Origin of the sequence: Haladaptatus cibarius D43, assembly GCF_000710615.1 — an archaeon.
Taxonomy (GTDB): domain Archaea; phylum Halobacteriota; class Halobacteria; order Halobacteriales; family Haladaptataceae; genus Haladaptatus; species Haladaptatus cibarius.
This window is the reverse complement of sequence record NZ_JDTH01000002.1, coordinates 424,625-439,374: the sequence shown is the minus strand read 5'-3', so window position 1 is coordinate 439,374 and position 14,750 is coordinate 424,625. Positions and strand designations below refer to the sequence as shown.

General features: G+C 58.1%; 24 protein-coding genes and 1 pseudogene. 14 read left to right on the top strand and 11 right to left on the bottom strand.

Annotated features, from left to right (window positions below):
- On the bottom strand, positions 1-213 hold the full coding sequence (locus HL45_RS07530) for a hypothetical protein (protein ID WP_049970509.1): 213 nt from the start codon (positions 211-213) through the stop codon (positions 1-3).
- A 128-nt stretch (positions 214-341) separates the two neighbouring features.
- On the opposite strand from HL45_RS07530, the gene HL45_RS07525 reads away from it, so the two are divergent.
- The 7 genes from HL45_RS07525 (at position 342) to HL45_RS21175 (ending at position 4,837) form a co-directional block, all read left to right on the top strand.
- A complete protein-coding gene (locus HL45_RS07525; protein ID WP_144240033.1) occupies positions 342-623 on the top strand; it encodes a hypothetical protein in 282 nt (93 codons plus the stop codon).
- A gap of 2 nt (positions 624-625) precedes the next feature.
- The gene (locus tag HL45_RS07520; RefSeq protein ID WP_049970507.1) at positions 626-853 is read left to right on the top strand and encodes a hypothetical protein; all 228 of its coding nucleotides are present in this window, start codon (positions 626-628) and stop codon (positions 851-853) included.
- 49 nt (positions 854-902) lie between these two features.
- On the top strand, positions 903-1,679 hold the full coding sequence (gene surE / locus HL45_RS07515; protein ID WP_049970506.1) for a 5'/3'-nucleotidase SurE: 777 nt from the start codon (positions 903-905) through the stop codon (positions 1,677-1,679).
- Positions 1,680-1,768: 89 nt separating this feature from the next.
- A complete protein-coding gene (locus tag HL45_RS07510) occupies positions 1,769-4,144 on the top strand; it encodes a bacterio-opsin activator domain-containing protein (RefSeq protein WP_049970505.1) in 2,376 nt (791 codons plus the stop codon).
- 77 nt (positions 4,145-4,221) lie between these two features.
- Positions 4,222-4,479, top strand: coding sequence for a HalOD1 output domain-containing protein (locus HL45_RS07505; protein WP_049970504.1), 258 nt, complete (start codon positions 4,222-4,224; stop codon positions 4,477-4,479).
- A 2-nt stretch (positions 4,480-4,481) separates the two neighbouring features.
- Positions 4,482-4,691: a DUF7576 family protein gene (locus HL45_RS07500; RefSeq protein ID WP_049970503.1), complete on the top strand. Its 210-nt coding sequence runs from the start codon at positions 4,482-4,484 to the stop codon at positions 4,689-4,691.
- Positions 4,688-4,837, top strand: coding sequence for a DUF7331 family protein (locus HL45_RS21175; RefSeq protein WP_162833861.1), 150 nt, complete (start codon positions 4,688-4,690; stop codon positions 4,835-4,837). The genes HL45_RS07500 and HL45_RS21175 overlap by 4 nt, the downstream gene beginning before the upstream one ends.
- A gap of 5 nt (positions 4,838-4,842) precedes the next feature.
- Here HL45_RS21175 and HL45_RS07495 read toward each other — a convergent pair whose 3' ends face one another.
- The 3 genes and pseudogenes from HL45_RS07495 to HL45_RS07485 all read right to left on the bottom strand — a co-directional run bounded on the left by HL45_RS07495 (position 4,843) and on the right by HL45_RS07485 (position 7,128).
- Complete coding sequence (locus HL45_RS07495; protein WP_049970502.1) at positions 4,843-6,111, bottom strand: cation:proton antiporter; 1,269 nt, start codon at positions 6,109-6,111, stop codon at positions 4,843-4,845.
- A gap of 118 nt (positions 6,112-6,229) precedes the next feature.
- Entirely contained in the window at positions 6,230-6,415 is a 186-nt protein-coding gene (locus tag HL45_RS07490) for a hypothetical protein (protein WP_049970501.1), read from the bottom strand.
- Between the two features lie 79 nt (positions 6,416-6,494).
- Positions 6,495-7,128, bottom strand: a pseudogene (locus tag HL45_RS07485) (nucleoside phosphorylase).
- A gap of 287 nt (positions 7,129-7,415) precedes the next feature.
- Between HL45_RS07485 and HL45_RS07480 the strand changes: the two are divergent.
- From HL45_RS07480 to HL45_RS07470, 3 genes are all read left to right on the top strand, one after another.
- The gene (locus tag HL45_RS07480) at positions 7,416-8,096 is read left to right on the top strand and encodes a carbonic anhydrase (protein WP_049970500.1); all 681 of its coding nucleotides are present in this window, start codon (positions 7,416-7,418) and stop codon (positions 8,094-8,096) included.
- Between the two features lie 78 nt (positions 8,097-8,174).
- The gene (locus tag HL45_RS07475; RefSeq protein ID WP_049970499.1) at positions 8,175-8,705 is read left to right on the top strand and encodes a DUF2243 domain-containing protein; all 531 of its coding nucleotides are present in this window, start codon (positions 8,175-8,177) and stop codon (positions 8,703-8,705) included.
- A gap of 70 nt (positions 8,706-8,775) precedes the next feature.
- Positions 8,776-8,985, top strand: coding sequence for a hypothetical protein (locus HL45_RS07470; protein WP_049970498.1), 210 nt, complete (start codon positions 8,776-8,778; stop codon positions 8,983-8,985).
- A gap of 278 nt (positions 8,986-9,263) precedes the next feature.
- Here HL45_RS07470 and HL45_RS07465 read toward each other — a convergent pair whose 3' ends face one another.
- From HL45_RS07465 to HL45_RS07455, 3 genes are read right to left on the bottom strand one after another with little or no spacing between them, the layout of a single operon-like run.
- On the bottom strand, positions 9,264-9,530 hold the full coding sequence (locus HL45_RS07465) for a chorismate mutase (protein WP_049970497.1): 267 nt from the start codon (positions 9,528-9,530) through the stop codon (positions 9,264-9,266).
- A complete protein-coding gene (locus tag HL45_RS07460; RefSeq protein WP_049970496.1) occupies positions 9,527-10,438 on the bottom strand; it encodes a shikimate kinase in 912 nt (303 codons plus the stop codon). The genes HL45_RS07465 and HL45_RS07460 overlap by 4 nt, the downstream gene beginning before the upstream one ends.
- Positions 10,439-10,495: 57 nt before the next feature.
- On the bottom strand, positions 10,496-11,575 hold the full coding sequence (locus HL45_RS07455; RefSeq protein ID WP_049970495.1) for a CNNM domain-containing protein: 1,080 nt from the start codon (positions 11,573-11,575) through the stop codon (positions 10,496-10,498).
- A gap of 134 nt (positions 11,576-11,709) precedes the next feature.
- On the opposite strand from HL45_RS07455, the gene HL45_RS07450 reads away from it, so the two are divergent.
- Together HL45_RS07450 and HL45_RS07445 are read left to right on the top strand one after the other, a co-directional pair.
- Positions 11,710-12,138: a DUF5796 family protein gene (locus tag HL45_RS07450; RefSeq protein ID WP_049970494.1), complete on the top strand. Its 429-nt coding sequence runs from the start codon at positions 11,710-11,712 to the stop codon at positions 12,136-12,138.
- 1 nt (position 12,139) lies between these two features.
- Positions 12,140-12,388, top strand: coding sequence for a DUF7508 domain-containing protein (locus HL45_RS07445; protein WP_049970493.1), 249 nt, complete (start codon positions 12,140-12,142; stop codon positions 12,386-12,388).
- On the opposite strand, the gene HL45_RS20785 is transcribed toward HL45_RS07445, so the two are convergent.
- The gene (locus HL45_RS20785; protein WP_158413676.1) at positions 12,380-12,556 is read right to left on the bottom strand and encodes a hypothetical protein; all 177 of its coding nucleotides are present in this window, start codon (positions 12,554-12,556) and stop codon (positions 12,380-12,382) included. The two genes, HL45_RS07445 and HL45_RS20785, sit on opposite strands and share 9 nt — an antisense overlap.
- Positions 12,557-12,650: 94 nt before the next feature.
- Between HL45_RS20785 and HL45_RS07440 the strand changes: the two genes are divergently transcribed.
- The gene (locus HL45_RS07440; protein ID WP_049970492.1) at positions 12,651-12,881 is read left to right on the top strand and encodes a hypothetical protein; all 231 of its coding nucleotides are present in this window, start codon (positions 12,651-12,653) and stop codon (positions 12,879-12,881) included.
- A gap of 80 nt (positions 12,882-12,961) precedes the next feature.
- Positions 12,962-13,303, top strand: coding sequence for a hypothetical protein (locus HL45_RS07435; RefSeq protein WP_049970491.1), 342 nt, complete (start codon positions 12,962-12,964; stop codon positions 13,301-13,303).
- Between the two features lie 23 nt (positions 13,304-13,326).
- Here HL45_RS07435 and HL45_RS07430 read toward each other — a convergent pair whose 3' ends face one another.
- The 3 genes from HL45_RS07430 to HL45_RS21795 form a co-directional block, all read right to left on the bottom strand.
- Positions 13,327-14,241 (bottom strand): cation diffusion facilitator family transporter, encoded by a 915-nt coding sequence (locus tag HL45_RS07430; RefSeq protein ID WP_049970490.1) that lies wholly within the window; start codon positions 14,239-14,241, stop codon positions 13,327-13,329.
- Between the two features lie 139 nt (positions 14,242-14,380).
- On the bottom strand, positions 14,381-14,527 hold the full coding sequence (locus HL45_RS21170; RefSeq protein WP_162833860.1) for a hypothetical protein: 147 nt from the start codon (positions 14,525-14,527) through the stop codon (positions 14,381-14,383).
- Between the two features lie 73 nt (positions 14,528-14,600).
- Positions 14,601-14,735: a DUF7128 family protein gene (locus tag HL45_RS21795; RefSeq protein ID WP_049970489.1), complete on the bottom strand. Its 135-nt coding sequence runs from the start codon at positions 14,733-14,735 to the stop codon at positions 14,601-14,603.
- Between the last annotated feature and the right edge of the window lie 15 nt (positions 14,736-14,750).

Sequence of the window (14,750 nt, the reverse complement as noted above, 5' to 3'; positions counted from 1 at the left end):
TCAATTCGCTTCGACGACCTCTCTGACGTAGTTGTAGTAGGAACCGAACTTCCCCTCGTCGTTCGGTGATAGCGGGATGTTGTTCTCTGCGAGCAGTTCAACCGTCTTTCGCGGTTTACACTCGAACCAGATGGACAGTACGTCTACGTTCCGCTGGGCGTATTCGTAGTTGAGTTCCAGTGTCCGCGCGTCTGTGACCGTTCCCTCCGCCATAGCCACCTAGACAGAGCAAATCACACAGCATAAATCCATGTGGTTCATTAATTATCATTCTCGGATTATAACACTGATATGAAACTCTGCCACTAACCTGATATTCTAGTGGAATGAAAGCGGAAACGATGTCCACAGAGCCGCTCCTTGGCTTGGTGTTGCTTGTCCTCGCCACTATCGGCTTCACGATACTCGTCGCCGCGTTTCTGGGACTGCTTTTCCTCGTCGCAATCGTTCTCAACGTCATCATGACAGTATTGACGATTCCCGTACTACTGCTCACGCCCGCACCGCGAACGTTCTGGTTGGCGGTGACCGGCCGACTCTGGCGGTATTCGGCGGACGTCACGGAGTCGCGGTTCTGGTCCCGTACTCTGTACTCCTGTTCCTCATCGGTGTCGGGTCGTTAGTGATGATACCCATCAGCCGAGATATTTTCATCACGGTCGGTATCGATCGCTTTTGGACAATCGGATATCTTTCGTGCTGCGCCCTCGGCATCGTTGCAAGTGCCTTCTTCGTCTCGCGGACATCGTCGGTTCCGGGCGGGCCGACGACCCCTCGCGCGGTGCTGGACTGGATTGTGTTCGCCGTAGCGTACGTTTGCCTCCTTGCCGGGATTCCACTCCTGTTGTCGTAACTGTCGGCCGAACGGAGCACTTTTGCGTTCCCGTTTCGACCCCCTTCTCATGGGCGACTCTCCGGAAATTCTTCTGACGAACGACGACGGTATCGACAGTCCCGGCATCCACGCGCTGTACGAGGCGCTCCAAGAAGTCGGCAACGTGACGACCGTCGCACCCGCAACCGACCAGAGCGCAGTCGGCAGAGCGATGTCCTACGAGGTGGAGGTCGAAGAACACGACATCGGCTACGCCATCACTGGAACCCCAACCGACTGCGTCGTCGCGGGACTGACCGAACTCGGCCCGTACCCGGACATCGTCGTCTCGGGGTGTAACAACGGTGCGAACCTCGGGGCCTACGTTCTCGGGCGCTCGGGAACCGTCAGCGCCGCCGTCGAAGCCGCCTTCTTCGACGTTCCCGCTATCGCAGTTTCGCTCCACGTGCCGAACCACATGTGGCCACACGACACGACGAAGGAGGAGTACGAGGAAGCGGCACGGGCCGCGACGTATCTCACCGAACACTCGCTCGACGCGGGCGTGTTCGAGCAGGCCGAGTACCTGAACGTCAACGCGCCCATGCCGGGCGACGAACCCGCGGCGATGGAAGTGACGCGACCCTCTCACGTTTACGACATGAACGCGACGAACGACGGCGGCGTCGTCACGCTTCACGATTTGACGTGGGAACAGATGGACGACGAGACGCTTCCCGACCCGGACGGAACCGACCGCAGAGCCGTGTTCGAAGGTCGAGTGAGCGTCTCGCCGCTGACTGCGCCGCACACCACGGAACATCACGAATCGCTTGACGAACTGGTGACGGCGTACCACGGGTAGTCGCACCAAGTGGTGTCTGCGACAGCGGGCACCTGCGTACCTCGGCACTATCGTTTTATCCATTGGCGACTAACCGCTCTCCGACGACTATGGGGAAGGGGGAAGACACCGCGAGTCACACCGACATCGACCGTCTTGCACTCGATACGCTTCCGGTGAACGTCGCCGTTCTCGACGAACACGGCGTCATAGTGGCGACGAACCGAACGTGGGAGGTGTTCGGTCAGGAAAACGGTCTTTCGATGACGACGCTCGGCAGTAGCTACCTCGACGTGTGCGACGCCGCCGACGAACCGACGGCCGACGAAACCGCGAAGGGGATTCGTGGGATTATCGCTGGGGAACGAACGGAGTTTTCGCTCGAATATCCGTGCCATTCGCCGACGGAACAACGCTGGTTTTTGCTGTCCGCGGCAAGGACGAAAACCGGCGACAAACCCTACGTCGTGGTTGCACACTTGAACATCACGAACCGCAAGGAACGCGAGTTCCAAGTCGAACGCTACCAGACCATCATCCAGAACGCGCCACTCGTCCTCTTCGTTTTCGACAAGGACGGAACGGTGATACTTTCCGAAGGTCGCGGCTTGGACGCCCTCGGAATCTCTGACGGCGAAATAGTCGGCGAATCTATGTTCGACCGCCACGACGAACTATCCGACATCGGAAGCGACTTTACACGCGCTCTCTCCGGCGAGCGCGTCCACTCGACACGGGAGTACGAAGGGTTGGTCTTCGAAACTGCCTATCAACCAGTCATGGACGAATTCGAGAGTATAGAGCGCGTCGTCGGTGTGGCGATAGACGTAACGAAACGAGAACAACACGAGCAGGTTCTCGCCGCGCTGTCCGACCTCACCCGCGTCCTACTGGAGACGGAAACGACGGAAGAAGTGTGCGAAATCGCTGTTGATGGAGCAAAAGACGTTCTTGACCTCCCCGAGACGTCCATCGCGCTGTACGACGAAAACGAACAAACGCTTCGGATTCGTGCGGGTGAACTACGAGATGGAGCGATAGCTGACCTCCTCGACATCGAAAGCCACGACGGCCTCGCGTGGCTGTCGTTCATCGAAAACGAACCGAAGTCCGAGGACGGCGTCGCCGTCCTCCCGCTCGGAAATCACGGGGTTTTCGTCACGAAAACCGAAGACGAATCCGCCTTCGACGTCGCGGAACTCTGTTCCGCGGCGGTCGAATCCGCGCTCGGCAGGGCAGACCGAGAGCGAACGCTCCGGGAACACGAAGCGACGCTCCGCCGCCAGAACGCCGCACTCGAACGACTGAACGAGTTGAACGAAGGGATTCGACGTATCGACCGAGCGCTTGTGGAGGCGCGAAGTCGGGACGAAATCGAACAAGCGGTCTGTACCCGACTGGCCAGCGGCGGCCCGTATCGGTTTGCGTGGGTCGGCGAAAACGACCCCGGAACGAAAACGGTGGTTCCCCGCAAATCCGCGGGTATCGGTCGCGGTTTCCTGGACGCGGTCACTGTTTCGCCGGACGACGTGGCCGCTACCGACCCGACAGGAATCGCGGTACGGACTGGGCGAGCACAGGTCGTCCAAGACGTTCTCCGCGACCCGCCGTCGGAACCGTGGCGACGTGAGGCGCTCAAGCGCGGCTATCGCTCTGCCTGTGCGCTCCCGCTTCGCTACGAGGACGCCGTGTACGGCGTCCTCACCGTCTACTCCGACCGACAAGGAACGTTCGACGAACTCGAACGGGCGGTTCTCGACGACGTGAGTCAGACGGTCGCCTACGCAATCAACGCCGTCGAGAGCAAGAAGGCGCTCGTGGGGGGCGAAGTAGTCGAACTCAGGTTCGACGTGGTCGATTCTTCCATCGTGTTCGTCGCCATCGAACGCGAAACCGGCGGCCATGTCGAGTTCATGGGTGTCGTCTCCGAACCCGACGGAACGTTGAAAACCTTCTTTACGGTTCGTGATGCCACAGTCGAAGACGTGAAAGCGGTTGCCGCCCACTCGCTCGAAATCACCGATATACAACACGTTAGCGACCGGAACAGTGCTGCACTGTTTTCCGCGGCGCTCACGGATTCGAGTTTCATCGGAACGCTACTCGACCACGGCGCGGTTCCGGAAACGTTCGTCGTGGATGACCTCCCCGCGCAGGTCGTCGTCCGCCTTCCGGCGAACGCCGACATTCGAACCTTCGTCGAAGTGCTTCAACGACGGTTCCCCGACATCGAACTCCGAAGTCGCCGTCAGTGCGAAGGCGGGTTGACTACCGGTGATTTCGACGTTGCGCTCACCGAAACGCTAACCGACCGACAGCGGGAAACGCTGGAAACGGCCTACTACAGCGGCTTTTTCGACTCGCCGCGAAAAAGCACGGGAGAGGAGGTCGGACGGTCGCTCGGAATTTCACAGCCGACGTTTCAACACCACCTGCGTGCGGCAGAGCGCAAGTTGCTCTCTCGGCTGCTCGAAAGCGGCGTCTAGATAGATAGACCGCCGATTTTTCGACGGCGTTCAATCTAGCTGGAAGGGTCTTTGCCGAAGCGTCCATCGTGGTAACCATGAGAACAGACGTTCGACAACGGCCTGACGACCGAGGCGGTGAACGACCGAGTTTGGCCGTTCTCTCCGCCGTGATGGAGAGAGCAGGCTACAACGACGCGACCGAGTTCGAAACCTGTCTATACGACGTTATCGACCCGGACGCGCTCGATGGACTCTTTCATCACGGGACGAGAGACGGACGCGTCGAGTTCTCGCTCGACGGATACAACGTCCACGTCCATAGTGACGGAACGGTCGAACTCACTGACAAGTGACGATGAACGACCAGCGTATAGCGGGAAACGGCCCGGAAATCCCCGGCGACGAATCCGTCTGTACGAACTGCGGTGACACCATCGAAATCGAATCGTGGCATCCGGTGCTCGCCGAGACGGACGCCACAGGTTCGTTCCACCTGTATCCGTTTTGTAGTCCTCACTGTCGAGATCTGTGGAATCGTACCCGACCAACAGACACCCGAGAATGAGCGACCGACAACCAAACACCATCGAACCGAACACCATCGAGTATAGCGAATACGAAGACGAGTACGGAATCGTCGCGATGTTCTACGACCCCGATAACCAACGGGCGTGGATTCGCGCCAGTACGACCGTGCCAGTAAAACGGTGAAACCTTCAGGCCCGTCCTCGGCGAGATAGCTCCTCCATCACCGGCGTTGCGAGCGTGCCGTGGACGATAACCGAAACGAGTACCACGAATCCGACGAGCGACCACGCCAGTCGAGCGCCGGGAAAGGTCGCCTCGTTGATAGCGTAGGCGAGATAGAAAAACGACCCGACGCCGCGGATGCCGAAAAAGGAAATGACGCTCCGGTCTGCGAACTCCATGTTCGAACCCGCCGTTCCGAGCAGTCCGGCGACGGGTCGTAGGACGAAGACGAACCCGAGTCCGAGGGCGATAGCGGGAAAGGAGAGATTTTCGAGAAGACCGGTCGCAACCGCCCCGCCGAACAGGGCCAACAGGACTGCCATCGTCAGTCGCTCGATTACTTCCGCGAAGTCGTGAAGCGCCTGATTGTACTCGTGAGTTCGCTCCCGGTGTCGGATGACCAGCGCGGCGGCGAACACCGCGATAAATCCGTACCCTTGAATCAGTTCCGTGATACCGTACACGAGGAGCGTTCCGGCCAACGCTTCCGTGCCTTCTACCGTGCTGGCGAGTTTCGTGGACGGTGAAAACCGAAACAGCAGTCCGGCCAGCAGCCGCCCGAGAATCAATCCCGCAACCGTTCCGACAACGATTTTGTAAGCTACGTCCACGACCAACCAGTCTACGAACCACCCGGACGGCGCGAGTCCGGCGGTTGCGATGGCGATAGCTACATACGTGAACGGAAATGCGAGTCCGTCGTTCAGTCCGGCCTCAGACGTGAGGGTGAATCGGACTTCGTGTTCGTGTTTTTGCTCGACCGGTTGGTCGCTCATCGCATTTTCGCCCTCTCCGGGTGGCCCAACCTGCACGTCCGACGCGAGAACCGGGTCAGTCGGAGCGATGACCGCACCGAGCAACATCGCTGTGGCGGGAACGAATCCGAGTGCCCACCACCCTGCTATCGCCGCACCAGCAATCGTCAGCGGCATCGTTATCACGAGCAAGCGCCACGTCGAACTCCACTTGCCGAGCGAAAACGGGCGATCAATTTTCAGTCCGGCGCTCATCAGCGAGACGATGACCACGAACTCGGCGAGACGCTCCGCGAGGTCGCTGTGAACCAACGGGTCGGGATTTGGCAGTCCGACCGGGAGCGAAAACGCGACCGCTCCGATGGTTAGATAGGCGATAGGAACGGAAACGGCGTACTCGCCGAGTAACTCCGGCAGTACGGTGGCCGCGAGAATGAGGAGTCCGAGAAACGTGAGCGCGACCACATAAGTTTCGACCATACGCCGGTTTCATCGTGCACAGTCAAAATTTGTCTGGCAGGTTCGTCGCTTGATGTCTTTTTCCAGCAGAACCAAAACGGTTCGAATCGCTCCGATTCGAATCCCTCGAACAGTCGATTTATCGGCTGTTCTGCAGTACCATCCAGAGCGAAACCGGAACGTTCGCCGCGATGAGTCCGTAAACGGCCCCCATTATCGGGTCGGTGCCCAGCGGTGAGTGCAGGAGATAGCCGGCAGTGAGTCCAACGATGTCGGCGAGGAGGAACGCAACGACGAGTTTTTTACCGGAAATAGCCGATGACATACTGTCAAAATACAGATGAAATTTCGTACATGTTGCAAAAATTCCATCATCATCTACAATCACGCAAGATATTGGTTCGTTACTTCCTGTTTACGGAGGCCAACAGCACGTTCTTGGCTGTGTCTCCGAGTCGATGCATATCTTCTCTCGTCATGTGAAACTTCGGTTCCCACTCCGATAGGCCGAGATAGTCGCTGATGACGAACATCGACGCCGCTTTCACGTCACGGTGGTTCGCAACCGCGAACACCGCGGCCGCTTCCATCTCCACGGTGAGAACCCCCCTCCTCGGCGTATCGTTCGACCTTCGTTTCTCGATACATCGCATCTGTGGTCCACGAGGAACCGACGTGAAACGATTCGCCGCGGTCACGCAGCAGTTCCGTGGTTTGCGCAGTGAGCGATTCGCTGGCGTGTGCGTACTTTTTCGATTCGACGTAGTGGTGTGACGTTCCTTCGTCGCGGATAGCTTTGTCGCAGACGACGAACTCGCCCATCTCGATTTCGGCGTCCAAACTGCCCGCGATGCCTATCGAGAGAAACGCTTCGACGCCGTCGGCGATCAGTTCGTCCATCAACATCGCAGTCGTCGGCGCGCCGATTCCGAACTGTCCGAGGACGCCAACGGAGCGCTCGGTGTCGTCGAAAACGTAGAGGGTTCCGTAGTAGTGGCCTATCTCCTCGCCTTCGTAGGTTTCCACGAAGTAATCCATCAGTCCGCGACTGTAACAGAGGATAACCGCTTCCGGCGGTGTTTCCACCTCCGAATCGGTTTTCGATTGTCTGTAATCAGAGTGCTCCTGCGGCGTCACGAGCGCTTTTGCGTCAAATTTTTCGGGGAGATTCGGAAACGCCATTTTCCGGTGACAACTGACAGTACAGCAAAATATCTTTCGTTGCTAACCCTTTCTGTCGTTACAAGTGGTTTTCCATTCCGCTGTCTCCCCGCGTCATCACGAAACACCAAGTAACATATTTGATGGCGCGATTCTATTCAACTATGCACGAGACGGTCATCGAACTGTTGAAGCACAATTCTGAACACGCAGACGAGTTTCAGTCCCGATTCGACGACGTACAGGACTCCCAACGACCGAGCGTGGTCACCGTCTGCTGTTCGGACTCCCGCGTCCTCCAAGATCATATGTGGGGGAACGACCAACCGGGGCACATCTTCACCTGCGGCAACATCGGAAACCGGGTCGTCCAACGAACCGATTCCGGCGAAGCCGTTTCCGGTGACGTTCTGTATCCAGTCGAGCACACGGGGACGGATACCATCGTCGTCGTGGGGCATACGGGCTGTGGAGCTGTGACGGCGACCTACGACGATTTGACCGAGGGTCTCTCCGAATCCGCTGGTATCGAGCACTGTCTGTCACTGCTGAAACCGCGTCTCGAATCGGGCGTCGAATCGCTTCCCTCTGATGTGAGCCGAACTGAAGCCATCAATCGACTCGTGGAGTACAACGTCGATAGACAAATCGAGTTCCTCATCGAGAGCGACGAAATCCCCTCGGGAGTCGATATTGTCGGCGTCGTCTACGACTTCCAAGACGTGTACGGGGAGCGCCGCGGGGAAGTCCACGTCGTCAACGTCAACGGCGAAATTGCCGTAGAGAAGCTTCGAGAAGAACATTCGGAAATCGACTCGCGGATTCGGCGGCTCTGGGAGTACTGACTGCCCCGACAGCTTTCCCGAACGTTTCGTGGCACTAGCAGGCACGACGCTTTTGCATTTTTCGCGTGGAATCCAACTATGAGTGACCACGACGGGACGTGGCTGGGTCTTCGAGAACGCGCAAAGCCTCTCGTTCAGGCTGGCGTTTTTCTCGGACTGGGACTGGGTGGCTTTTTCGACGGTATCGTCATCCACCAAATCCTCCAATGGCACCACATGCTTAGCTCCCATCACGACCCCGGCATTGCGAACGATTTGCGGTTGAACATGATGGCCGACGGCTTCTTTCACGTCGGAACGTACACCTTCACTGTTCTCGGTGTCGTCCTCCTTTGGCGTGCGTGGCGACGACCCGCAGTTCCGCGGTCTGGCCGGACACTGCTCGGGTCGGTGATTTCCGGGTGGGGACTGTTCAATCTCGGCGAAGGACTCGTCAACCACCATCTGCTCGGGATTCACCACGTGTGGCCAGCAGGCCCCGGTTCCGTCCTCCTGTGGGATGTCGCATTTTTGCTGTGGGGCATTCTGTTCGTTCTCGGCGGCTACGCCATCGTTCGGGGTGACGAAGCGGGGTCGGTCGAATCGCAGGTAGAGACGGAGACAGTGTGAGCAGTACGAAACTGGTAAACAATAGTCCTGCGACCGAACCGTTATTCTGGTAGAAATCCAACTGTTTCCTATGCCCATTCGACTGCTGTTGCTGGCGTTCGGCGTCTTCGAGTTCCTTTTTCCACGAAAAGTCGTGGATTGGGGAATGAAACATTCGATTCAAAACGGTTCGGACGTCGAAGTGAAACCGTGGGTGTACACGGTTGCAAGAATCGAAGGCCTCGTCATCACGCTGTGGGCGCTTCGTCGCGGCAAAAAGAAGCGCGATGCATCGAGGTAAATGCTGACCTCTCCATTCAATTACGCACTCAAGAAGGGGAGCGACACGTCGCGCGTTCGTAGCCAGTACTCACCTCCGGCGAGCAGTCCGTATCCGGCGATGTAGAACGGTGCAAAGACGAACACGAACAGGAATGCGGGTAAATCACTCTCTCCGTTTCCAATCGGGGGAACGTAGTAATGCAGTGGTAATTATCGGATGGAAATCCGAACGAGACTCCTACTATCGGTTTTTCAGGTAGTTGTGAGCACAGGACAGAGACGAATTGCTGAGAGTAGTTATCGACTTTCTCGCTGCTCTACCTTGTTCAACTCGATGAGAAGCCTGAAAACCGCTTTCACCAAATTCGAATCAACGTCGAACCGTTGGGCGTTTTCGCCCGCTCTGTCCATCACTTTCTGTTCTTGTCCTTCGTCCGTCGTTGGGATGTCCTCGATGGATTTCACTTGCGCCACCGTCTCCGCGACGTAGGTCCGTCTGGCGATGAGTTCCACGATTTCGCGGTCGATGGACTCTATCTCGTCGCGGAGTTCCGCGAGGCTCATATCGTTCGGGTCCCGTCTGTTTGCGTCGTCGTTAGCCACGTAGTGCCCTCCAGTGAGTCCCACCTTTCTTGTACTCCCTCTAAAACCTCCCGTCCCCCGACGGCGACGTAACTCGGGCCAGTACCGGACAGCGAAACGCCATCGACATCCGGCAGAGCAGAAAGCAGTGGGCCGGTCGAAAAACCGAGCGCGCCGCAGAACGCGAATCCGTTGACGGTCATCGCCCGTCCGTAGTCGCCGTCGAGCGCGAGGTCAGCCACCAGTTCGGCCATCGGTGCGATTCGCTGACAGCGTTCGACATCTGCATCCGCCGAAAACGCTTTTTCCGGCGGAGTGTAGACCAGCACGTCCCACGACACTTCCTCCCGAGAAAGCAGTTCGTCGCGGTTGTTGTCGGTGACCGTCACACCCCCGAGCATGCTCGCGCTGGCGTCGTCGAACGCCCCAGTGGCAGTCACACCGACATCGCGGGCGGCCTGCATACCGAGTCGGCAGGCGTCTTCGCGGGTCATTTCTGCGTCTTCCTGTCCTCCCTCCGCGCCCTCTCGCTCAATCTCCACATCCAGCGCGGACAGGGTCGCCATCACGGTGGCGTTCGCGGCGGCGCTCGAACTCTTCAGGCCGGAGGCCATCGGAACGTCGCTTTCGGTGCGAACCGTCGCGCCCAATGACGAATCTCCGTCCTTGGACGAATCCTTGTCGGCGGATTCGAGAACCAGTTCGACACAGCGTTCGATGAGTCGCGTATCGGCGTCCGGTGCGTCCGCGATTTCGCCGCGGATTTCTCCCGAGTCGTCCAGCGAAACCTCGGCGGTCGTGTCGGCGTCGATGGCGAACGCCGACCCGACGCCCGTGGCGAGTGCGTTGAGCACGGTTCCGGCGGCGGGTGCTGTGGCGCGTCCGTTCATGGCCGCGCTTCGCAGGGTGTCCGCTTCAGGGTGGCGGTAGGCGCAATTCGTGACGGCCTAGGTCGCCGTCGGTTCGGCCTGTTCGTCGGTTTGTTCGTCAATGGGGTCGCTCAACTCGCCGATGACTTCCTCCAGCGCGTCGGTTGCGGTCACGAGGCCGACGACTTCGCCGTCTTCCATCACCAGCGCGAGTTCCTGATTTTGCACCTGAAACAGGTCGAGTGCGTCGCTGATGGTCGTGTCGGCGGCAATCGTCATCTGCGGATGCGCGACTTCTTCGAGCGTGGTTTCGCCCGATTTGAGTTCCTCGTCGGCACGATACAGCGCTGGCATGTAGATGTTTCCGTGGTAGTCGGAGAGCGATTCCCCGACGAGCGGGAATCGCGTAAGTTTGCTGTCTTTCACGCGTTCGAGGTTTTCTTCGAGGGAGTCTTCCGTCGAGAGCGAAACGATGTTCTCGCTCGGAATCATGATGTCTCGAATCGGTATTTCACCGATCTTGAGGGTGTTCATCACTTCCTGGTATCGTTCGTCCGCGAGGTCGCCCTGTTCTAGCACGTCGCCGAGTTTGTTCCGAAGGTCAGCGCGTGATTCGATGGCGTCGGTTTCGGCGTCTTTCCACGCGCCGGTGATTTCGACGCCGAACAGTCGCAGAGTCCATTTCGCCACCCCGTCACCGAGCGTGATTATCGGTGCGATGGCGCGGTAGAACCAGTACAGCGGGGTCGCTCCGTACCGGCAGACGAACTTCGTGCGTTCCACGCCGAGATATGTCGGCGTCTGTTCTCCGTGTGTCAGGTGGAGGAGATTGATAATTAGAAACGCGATAAGTGCCCCTGCGCCGACTGACGCGAGAGCCGTATTTCCGAATAGTGGTTCGAATATGGCTGCCAGTGCCGGTTCGGCGACGATACCGACCGCGATACTGGACGCGGTGATTCCGACCTGACAACTGGTGAGATACAGTTCGAGGTTGTCTGTCATCTCCCACGCTCGCCGCAGTCCGGGAGTGTCGAACTCCGATTCCGGATACTGGCGAACACGGGTAAGGGCAAACTCGATGGCGACGAAAAATCCGTTCGCCAGAATCAACAACAGTCCGGCGACCAGTCGCATGGCTATTACGGCAGTTTCCATTAGTCGGCAGTACCCGTTCCAATTATTTGATTCCCGTGGCCGGTTTCGAACTGGATGATGGTGTCGAGGCGTATCGGTGACGAGATGTATCGCGGAACGCGGGTCTTTTCCCCGTCCCTACCCAAATGCGGAGTATGAGCGTCCGGAGCGACATTTCCCCCGACACACTCGGCGTCGAACTCACGAAGGACGGTATCGTCGTCGAATACACTGACGGCCGAGAAGCGTTCTACAACGGCGTTCCGAAGAAGGTGCAGGACACCCTTAGAACCCAACCCGGCAAACTCATCCAAGTGCTCGTCACCGACCCGACCGAGACGGAAGGCGTCATGACCTACGTCAACGACCGGGATACGCACGACGAAATCCTCGAATCGACCGGCGTCGGCCGAATCATCATCGAACCCGGCGAGGAAGAGGAACTGTTCCCCGGCGTGACGGTTCGCTCGGACGGCCACGCCGTCGAAATCGAGGCAGACCCGGAAATCGCTCGTGGGCGCGTCTTCGTCTTCGAAGAGGACGAACTGGGAGAACGCTCGTTCGAGTTCGTGAACGAGGAGTGAAATGCCCCTGAAAAAGCGCTGGCAGTCCCTCGACAGGGCGACGGTTGGACAAGCCCCGGAGCGCTGGGGGATGTACGAACTCGGTTCCGGCGGCGAGATAAAAACAATCGGCAGCGGCGTCCTCCGCGACGAACTGAAAACCGAGTTGACCTACAGCAGGGCCGAACAGGTTCGCTGGGAAGCCTGCCAGTCGCGCGAACACGCGGAGCGGTTGGCGGACGAACACCGCGAGCGGGCGGAGTTAGGCTGAATTTCGTTCTGCGTGAATCGTCATGAAGATGATTCCAAGCAGAACCAGCACTAAAGAGGAACTCACCATCGCGCCTGCACCGAGGCTGACGACGACACCGACTAACAGCGCGGCGATGAGCGTGAGGAGGACGACGATTGCAGTCAGATAGGTTTCGATTGGCGGCATTCGTGGGAAAATTGTGCCACCGCCGCCTAAATTTGTCGAACTGAACCAGTAACGATACGGAATCTATTTTTGGTATTTATCGAAACTGTTCCGAATGAAGAACACTCTGACTCAATTAGCACTCGGAAACGGAGCGATACTGCTCGGTTTGTTGGGTATCACGTCGGCGAATTTGAGCGTGCTTCGCTACATTTTCACGACGCCATTGAACTACCTGAATTGGGGCTTTTTACTCCTCGTCTTGCTGTTCCTCTCCGGCGTCGTCTCCGTTCTTCTCGGAATCGCGGTTATCGGCCGTGTTGCCTACCGAACGGTCGCACAATAATTCCCCCTGTGAAAAATAGGTGAATGTACTTATTTTCAGTTTTGGAGAAAACATTTAACGATTGATGCGCAATAGAATGTATGGATTGGAATTTCCTCGCTCGAAACGTCGGACGATACACGATTCTGCTCGGTGGCGGGACTGTCGCAGTCGGGTACGTGCTTCCGCCCTCCATCCGCGGCTACGTGCTTTTAGCTGCCGTCGCCACGGGTATGCTCCTCCTCGGTCGCGCGGCGAGTGGAGGAGACGGTGCAGGCGTCATACGCAGTGGTACTCCTGCCGGGGCGGCAACCGCCCTCGGTTCGGCGGGGTCAAACGACGTGTTCGACCCGCCGAACCGCGACCACGCCGGCGCGTGGTCGGTGTTCTACGGGATTGGACTCCTGCTGTTCGGGATGTCTACCCTGCTCGTAATCGCGTAAAATCCCCGTTGCCCCGTTAAAAGTCAGTTCGCGGACGACGACACTCTCTTTTCCTCGGCATCCTTCCACTCACCCATTCCTGCCGGGTCTAAGTGGATGTGAACGTCGCCGACGTCGTCCCGTGACAGGAGCGTGTTTCTCAAATCCGTCTCGATGTCGTGCGCTTCGACGAAACTGTGGTCTGCGGACACTTCGGCGTGAAACTCGACTTCGTAGACGGTTCCGGCGTGGTACACCGTAAAATCGTGCACCCCGTGAACGTCGTCGTGAGTTCGAATCTCGTCCCGTAGTTCCTCGCGGACGTGTTCCGGGGCGGCTGAGTCGATGAGGTAATCGACGTTCTCGCGCGCGACTTCGATACCTTGGTGGATGACAAGCAGGCTAACCAATCCGCCCGCAATCGGGTCGAGGATGGGAAACCCACCCGCCATTCCCGCCACGCCCACGACCGCCGCGCCGGTCGTGTAGAGGTCGTTTCTGCTGTCGGCGACCAGTGCCGACAGGCCGGGCGACTGAACTTCCCGATTGACGTGCTTCGTGTACCAGTAACAGAAGTAGCGGTCGGCGAAAGCGAACGCGAGCGCCGCCACGAGGTAGATGCTGTAGTGTGATTCGGGCGAAGATTGAATCGTTTGCCACGCGTCAGCGAGCAGTTGCAGACCGAGGAGCACGAGCATTCCGCCGACGAACAGGGCGGTGAGAGGTTCGACGCGCTCGTGTCCGTGTGGGTGATTTTCGTCCGGGCCTTCGAACGAGAGGCGGCCCCAAATCAGCACCACCGCACTGGCCAGCAGGTCGGCGACGGAATGGGCGGCGTCGGCCACGAGCGCGAGGCTTCCGAACGCCAGTCCGAGTCCGCCCTCTACCACGATTTTGAGGACGTTCGTGATGACGTTGACCCACGACGCCTTGAGAAATTGGGTGCGGTGGTCGGCCATTCGTGTTTTACTTTCCGAGCAGGAGTATGAATATGTTCATTAGATTTAACAAAATTAGATTTAGAGTGAATCTAAAAATACGATTTGTACCGGTGAAACGGCGTGAAACGAGTGTTCATCAGTTGCTCAATTCTCTTCGTTAGAAGAGTCGCCGTGTCATTATCAGGAATCCCACCAGGAGGAGGCCGATACCCCAGTAGAGCGAATCGTAGGGGAGCCATTTCAGGAGGAGCGTGACGACGCCTGACGTGAACAGCGACCAGCCGATAGTCGTGTCGTATCCCATAGAACGTAAACGACGGCAACCCCTTTCAATACTCTGCCTGCGCGAATCGAAAATAATCGGTTAGTCGAACCACCTACTGAATGTAGGATGGGTCTTCCGCGTCGCAGTTCGTTTCGTGCTGTTTGGCATCTCCTCGGTCGTCGAACAACAACCCGCACTCCTCACATCGGTACCATGTCAGGTCGTCGCGCTGGGTTTGGGACACCATAATTGAAGCCAGGTC